We start from the raw sequence: 760 nt of genomic DNA on the forward strand, positions 1-760 counted from the left end.
AGATGTGTATAAGAGACAGGGACAGGCGATGCCGATGAGCAACTGCGCGCCCAGCAGCCACCAGAGCGTGCTGCGTGCCGCCGCGGAAAGGGCGGGGAATAAACGACACGCCGCATAGACCACGCCGGCGAGCAACAAGGCCTGCACCGAGGCGAACGCCAGGCGCGAAAGCAGGATATCCAGGAAGGCATCCATGTCAGCGCCCCTTGCGCCGCGACTGCAGCGTACCGACCAGGGCTTCGAGTTCCGCCAGTTCGGCATCGCTGACTTGCCCGCGCTCGGACATCCAGGCGACGAAGGGCGACACCGAACCCTGCAAGGTTCTTTCGACGAAACGGCCGACGGCACCGGTCATCACTTCGCCCGCGCCATTGGTCGCGCTGTAGCGAAAGCTGTTGTCGACCTTGCGGCGGGTGAGGTAACCCTTCGCCCTGAGCCGTTCCATCATGGTCAGGACGGTGGAACGCGCGAGGCCTCGCGCCTCGCCGAAGCCCGCGCAGACCTCGGCCACGGAACTCTTCGGTGCTTCCTCGATGTACTGCAGGAGGGCGAGCTCCTGGTCACCGATGGTCTTCTTGCTCATGCCGCCGCTCCTGACTACAGATGTAGGCAGCGTGCGCCTGACGACAGTTGTAGTCAAGCATGACTTGCGGCAGGGGTGATGTGCGGCAGGGCTGATGCGATGTGGTGCGGAGGGGGCGATGAAGAGGTGTTGTGGGAGCCGACCTTGTCGGCGATGGGTGCTCGCAGTGACCTGGCC

General features: G+C 64.3%; 1 protein-coding gene and 1 pseudogene. Both read right to left on the reverse strand.

Annotated elements, in window-relative coordinates; genetic code table 11:
- Positions 1–195, reverse strand: a pseudogene (locus tag ACR9ZJ_RS19350) (hypothetical protein); the annotation flags it as partial.
- Between the two features lies 1 nt (position 196).
- Positions 197–583 carry a BlaI/MecI/CopY family transcriptional regulator gene (locus ACR9ZJ_RS19355; protein ID WP_481281230.1) on the reverse strand — a complete coding sequence of 129 codons (387 nt, stop codon included), beginning with the start codon at positions 581–583 and terminating at the stop codon, positions 197–199.
- Positions 584–760: the final 177 nt, after the last annotated feature.

Source organism: Luteibacter sp. KNZ12-1A, from assembly GCF_056755675.1.

Excerpts from the sequence above, each read along its gene's own strand:
- ACR9ZJ_RS19355 (WP_481281230.1), bottom strand. The coding sequence starts at position 583 with ATGAGCAAGAAGACCATCGGTGACCAGGAGCTCGCCCTCCTGCAGTAC.